General features: G+C 50.7%; 6 protein-coding genes. All 6 read right to left on the bottom strand.

Annotated elements, in window-relative coordinates; genetic code table 11:
- Positions 1 to 118: 118 nt before the first annotated feature.
- Complete coding sequence (locus tag IQ254_RS29610; protein ID WP_193969729.1) at positions 119 to 625, bottom strand: phage tail protein; 507 nt, start codon at positions 623 to 625, stop codon at positions 119 to 121.
- Entirely contained in the window at positions 625 to 771 is a 147-nt protein-coding gene (locus tag IQ254_RS29605; protein ID WP_193969728.1) for a hypothetical protein, read from the bottom strand. Before IQ254_RS29605 ends, IQ254_RS29610 begins: the two co-directional genes overlap by 1 nt.
- A complete protein-coding gene (locus tag IQ254_RS29600; RefSeq protein WP_193969727.1) occupies positions 768 to 2,717 on the bottom strand; it encodes a hypothetical protein in 1,950 nt (649 codons plus the stop codon). The genes IQ254_RS29605 and IQ254_RS29600 overlap by 4 nt, the downstream gene beginning before the upstream one ends.
- Positions 2,718 to 3,645: 928 nt before the next feature.
- The gene (locus tag IQ254_RS29595; RefSeq protein WP_193969726.1) at positions 3,646 to 3,987 is read right to left on the bottom strand and encodes a hypothetical protein; all 342 of its coding nucleotides are present in this window, start codon (positions 3,985 to 3,987) and stop codon (positions 3,646 to 3,648) included.
- Positions 3,988 to 4,002: 15 nt separating this feature from the next.
- The gene (locus IQ254_RS29590; protein ID WP_193969725.1) at positions 4,003 to 4,482 is read right to left on the bottom strand and encodes a phage tail protein; all 480 of its coding nucleotides are present in this window, start codon (positions 4,480 to 4,482) and stop codon (positions 4,003 to 4,005) included.
- A gap of 10 nt (positions 4,483 to 4,492) precedes the next feature.
- Positions 4,493 to 4,951 carry a phage tail protein gene (locus IQ254_RS29585; RefSeq protein ID WP_193969724.1) on the bottom strand — a complete coding sequence of 153 codons (459 nt, stop codon included), beginning with the start codon at positions 4,949 to 4,951 and terminating at the stop codon, positions 4,493 to 4,495.
- Positions 4,952 to 5,017 lie beyond the last annotated feature (66 nt).

Here is a 5,017-nt window from a genome sequence, read left to right as displayed (position 1 = left end):
GGCGTAAAGGGCGGAGGGGCGGAGGAGTAGTGGGTAGTAAGTCGTAAGTTGTGAGAAAAGAGTATTTGGGAACGGTGGCAACTTAGCTCCCCATCTCCCTAGCTCCCCATCTCTCCGACTAGGCGAAATACCCGGTCGGCGTCCTCCCCTTCGACATGTCCTGAGCACCGCCACTCTGAGACTGGCTAACCTGTAAGCCTTCGTAGGCGAGGGTGAGTTCTTCAATGGCGACGGTGTTGCTGTCGGCCTGAAGAGCGGGAGCTCTCCAGCTTACGGGGATGGTGCCGATCAGGGTCCAGCACTGGATGGTTTCTCCGGCCTGGTTAAATAAAAGGATGTTGATGGTGCGGCGGCGGTTGGTTTTGCCCATGAGGATTTCGTTGAGCCAGGTCCAGAAGGTGAGGCTACTGGTGATGCCTCGCTTAAGGGTGATATCAGGGAATTCGGGCTGGCCGATGAGGATGCGCTGCTGGTCGTTGACGCCACCTTCCATGAAGGCTTCCCGCTTGAGCTGAACGCCGAGGCCGGAGCACTCGCTGAAGGAGGCCGTTAGGGTATCTTCCATTTCAATGTAGAAACGGTCAGCGGTGACATAGTTAAATTCGATAGAGGTAGTCAGGGCCATCAAAACCTCCTGGGGTTGCGTTCCTGTTGTAGACGAATTTCGGTGGTGAGCAGGTTGTAGATGCGATCGCTCAGTCGATCCAGCAGCACTGGATCTTGCAAAATTATTTCGGCCAGCTGGGTCAGAGCCTGCTGTGAGTCATTCATCGGCCACCCCACAGCTCATGCCAGACATGCTCCATCGACATCTGTGGCACTAGTCCGGCTTCGCTCAGCAGGTACTGCCCATCCGTGGTGCGCAACAGGTGGGTCAATGCCTCTCCCTGAGGCGATTGGGAGGGAAACAGCAACCCTAGCTCTACTGCCAGAGGGTAGGCTTCAGACACCTCGACCCAGTAGCTGCCCTTGGCATTACACAGGTCTGTTGTGGGGTGAATCGGCTCTCCCCCATCCAGCCTCAGAGGCTGGATGGGCTCGATTCTGCGATCCTGCCGCCCCCCACCTGGATCATTAGCTTTAACCGCCAGGGGATACACCGAGCACTGGTTAAACATGGCACCCAATTGGTCAAAGCCAAGGCTGACAACGCCCTCAGATTCAAACTCGTAGAGCATCTTTTCATAGATATCATTTCGAATGTCAGGCTCATTGTTTTCATCGGCTCCCGCGATTGGGTATCTACCGCGATCGCGCACTTGAGCAGCTCTATGAAGGCGATCAAACCGTTCGATTAAAACCAAATTCTGGTTTAGAACTAAAGCCTTAAACAAATCAATAGCGACCGCATCATCAGGAAAGTACAGCTTGATAGGTTGCCCTCGAAAGGTTGGTGTATCGCTGTCTCCTGTATAGAGTTGGCGCAGTTCAGGTATGCCAATGGTGTGGCCCAATTTACCGACGGAGTGGCGCGATCGATAGGGATTGCCAAAGGGTACAAATACTGCCAGACCGTCGTAGGCAACAGGCTCAAACTTCAATCCTGAAGCAGCTACTGAAGAGCCTAAAGAAGAAGACTTGACCAGACCAATATCGATATCTCCTGACCGAATATAGTTGGCAATCTCGCTATAGCTTTTTGCGAGCTTCTGCGAAGCACGGGATTCCGAGGCTGAGAATCCTTTGAGATCTTCAGGCTGCTGAAAGTCGCTCTGTCCAAAAAGTTCTATGGTGCCCAGTAGAGCCTGTAAGCTTTCTGATGACTGGCTATGATCTGACTCAGAGTTAGCCTGGTCAAGTAATTTTTGGAGGGCAGATCCCCAAGCAGTGCCAGCCTCAGTCTGGTACTCAATGGCACCGTCAAGAGTGGTTGTGTGAGCAACAGGTTGGACTGGCTGAGATGAGGCTAGAGGCGCTACCGAACGATTAGATGGCTGATTTTTCCAGTAAAATCCTGCCGTGGCAAATATGCCTGCTACGCTAAGGAACAGCAGCAGTCGAGATGGGCTCCAGAAATCTTCCCCTTTTTCTTCAAGCTGTGACTCGATAGGCTGGGTTTCCTCTGTGGCGTCATCTGGTTCAGGAAGAGAGCGCAATTCTTCTAGGGCAACCTCAGCAGACAACTCCTCTGCATTCCAGAGCCGCCGTAGATACGCCCAGAGCATTGGATCACCTAATGCCTCCCAAGGAGTCTCATCTGCCAGCTCAAGGGGAATTCCATCGGAGTTGAAGTTGGCTCCAGCGAGGTGGCAGACGACCTGGCACAAGTGTCGCAAATCGCGGAATTTTAGATTCTTCAGAGCCTTTTGGTTGAGCAGGCTAGCGGTACCGCTAGAGTACAAGTTATCTATGCCCGGCGGTAAGAACAAATGCTCCCACAGGGCCAAATCGGTAACATAGATGAAAAACTGATCCTCCATACCCGAGTGTTGTGACTCAAGCACTCGAATAGAGAGACTGCCGAGATTAATATTGCCGTGGGGAATACCCTTGATGAGCTGCTCCGAGCCAGGCAAGGGAAACCGAATCCAGCAGGCGTTGTGCAAAAACTGTAGGGTTTCAAGCACCTGGTCTAGCACAATGCGAATCTGGGAGGCTGTCATCGTACCTCGCTGGGCCAGGTAGGTTTCCAGGGGACAGGTTTCTTGGGGAACTTTAGTGATCAGGTAGCAGGAATGATCAGCGCGATCGCAGACGGCGTCTACCCATCTCACCAAACGAAAGTCTGGACCGTGACTAATTTTTCGATTAAGAGAAATGAGCTGCTCGAATATCCGCTCTCGTTGCTCAATATCTTTTAGCCTAAAGAGCTTTTCGGACAGGGTCAATTTCTTGATCAAAACAGGTTCGTCACTACTGTGAGCGCTACCCAGGTAAAGACAGAAATTGCCTCCCGTTTTTACATGATCTTCAATGAAATAGCGATCCCATCGGCTCTTTAAAACTTCTTGAGAGCTAGTGGGTATGCTTGGATGGTATCGATGTTTTTTCCTGAAGGGCGAACTCAGCTGGTTGAGGCGTTTTCGGCGTGCAGGATCTCGAGCAAAGCCTGCGCTCAAGTCTAGACCATAGGGCATTTTAGCTTTTGATTTTCCGCCTTGACTTGATTCGTTTCCTAAGGATATGTCTGTTCGCTCATAAATCTTTTGGCCTTCTCGTCGACCCAAGCGATAGAGCGCCTGGCCAGGATCTCGAATAATGTTGATCAGTTCGCTGACTTTTCGCCTGCAAAAATTGTAGCCGTCAGAAAGGCGCATACCTTCATGCCTCATCGAGAATAACTGTTCGGCTGTGCTTTAGCTGTGTCACAGCCAGTAGCTCAAGTAATCTACTAATCCAGGAAAAGTGGATTGAACCATGCTCTTTTTTGTATAGGGGTGTCACTACAGAAAAGAGGTTTACCACAGCCCAACCCACCGGAAAAATAGAGCCATACCTCTTTTCTCAGGTCTAGTCATTCCTGGCTGAACTGTCGGCGTCAAGGGCTAACTGTTCCCTGAGCAACGTCGAACGGGACATTCTGGCTGGGTTTTGGCTTGGACTGCGCTCAGCCAGCGTTGTCTCTGGGACGGTTACGTCAAGGGTTAAAGACTTCTAACATCAAAACCACTGATTCAAACACTAGAACTCGTAATAATTTGCTCTCTACCCTATTCCTAAATGCAACGGTAGAGCACCGTTATTAGCCTTATCACCCCGATCAAACTCATTGATGGTGCAATACAACTGATAGAGATAGCTCAAGTCACTGGCATACAGGTTTTCAATAATCCTGGCGTTGATATTGTCTAGAGCTCCAAGTTTAGTAATCACCCGTGCCAGGATTAAAACGGTTGCATAGGCTGGGTTGGCATGCACCCGAGGATCTTGTAAAGGAGCAATTTCATCTTCGGCCTTAGCCAACCGCATCAGGCCGGTACGATGCAGATTGCCTTCACCATCTAAATAGCCCTTAGGCAGCGTAAATTCAAACTCTGTCTGAAACATAGAAAGCCATCCTTTTTATCTCACCCGGACAAATGTATCCACTGCGATCTCTAATTCCTCAATTTCGAGATCTGTACTTTGGGCACTAACATCGGCGGCGGTATAGCGCAATGGCCAGGCATTTTGAAAATCAAATCGTGCTTGTTCCTGTCCACCCTGGTCATAGATGACTAGGGAGCCGTTGCGTAACTGCTTTGCCCATTGTCCTGTTTCAACCGCTTCGAACCACTTCCAAAACGTCATTGAACCAGTCATGCCACGACGCAAAATAATGTTCTCTGTCTTAGCTCCGCCGGGAATTTTAGTGTGCACAGAACGCCCTAGATTGGCTTGTCCCCATTTTTTAGGGGTGACTTCGCTAATTTCGACCGCTTCCTGGCTGCGCTTAAAGCCCTGGCATTCCAAAAAAGTGGCATCGGCGGAGGTATCACTACCTTCGAGCTTAAGCTCTAGATAAAACCGATTTGCCGCCAGTAGTTCTTGCCATCCGGCCATAGCTTTCTCCCTAAATCACCCGTTCAATACCCTCGTGGACTAGTTCCAGAGATTCGTTGGCCATATTGCTATCCGCCGCCGTAAAACTCGGCCCTTCGTATTTGTAGGGATAGGCATTTTTCAGCTCCCAACGAGCCTGCATGGTGCCTGCCTGGTCGTAGGCAGACACTGATGATGCCCGCCGATTGCTAGACCAGGCCGATGAACCGCCATCGTTGGTGTTGCAATCCTTGTACCAGAGGTAAAGATCCTTATCGGTCGTGGCCACCAGCTTGACGACAACGTTTGAAAACTTCTCGCTGGTTGGGGTAGCCTGCCGGACCTTAAGTCCCCCTTTTCCAGAACCCTGGACACCTCCATCCCCCGCCACGGGCGATTCAACGGATAGGCCAGAAACTTCAAGAATTTGTTTTTCAGTCACACCATCGGCTTCAAAGTAGAACCGACAGGCGGTAAGCAGTTCAGTCATGGAGTAACTCCTTTATCTCGGTTGATTGGTGAAAGGTTGATTTATAGAAGGTGGAGGGGCGGAGGG

The sequence above is a fragment of the Nodosilinea sp. LEGE 07088 genome (assembly GCF_015207395.1).
Classification (GTDB): Bacteria; Cyanobacteriota; Cyanobacteriia; order Phormidesmidales; family Phormidesmidaceae; genus Nodosilinea.
The sequence above is the reverse complement of the archived record's forward strand: the minus strand, read 5'-3'. Positions and strand labels throughout refer to the sequence as shown.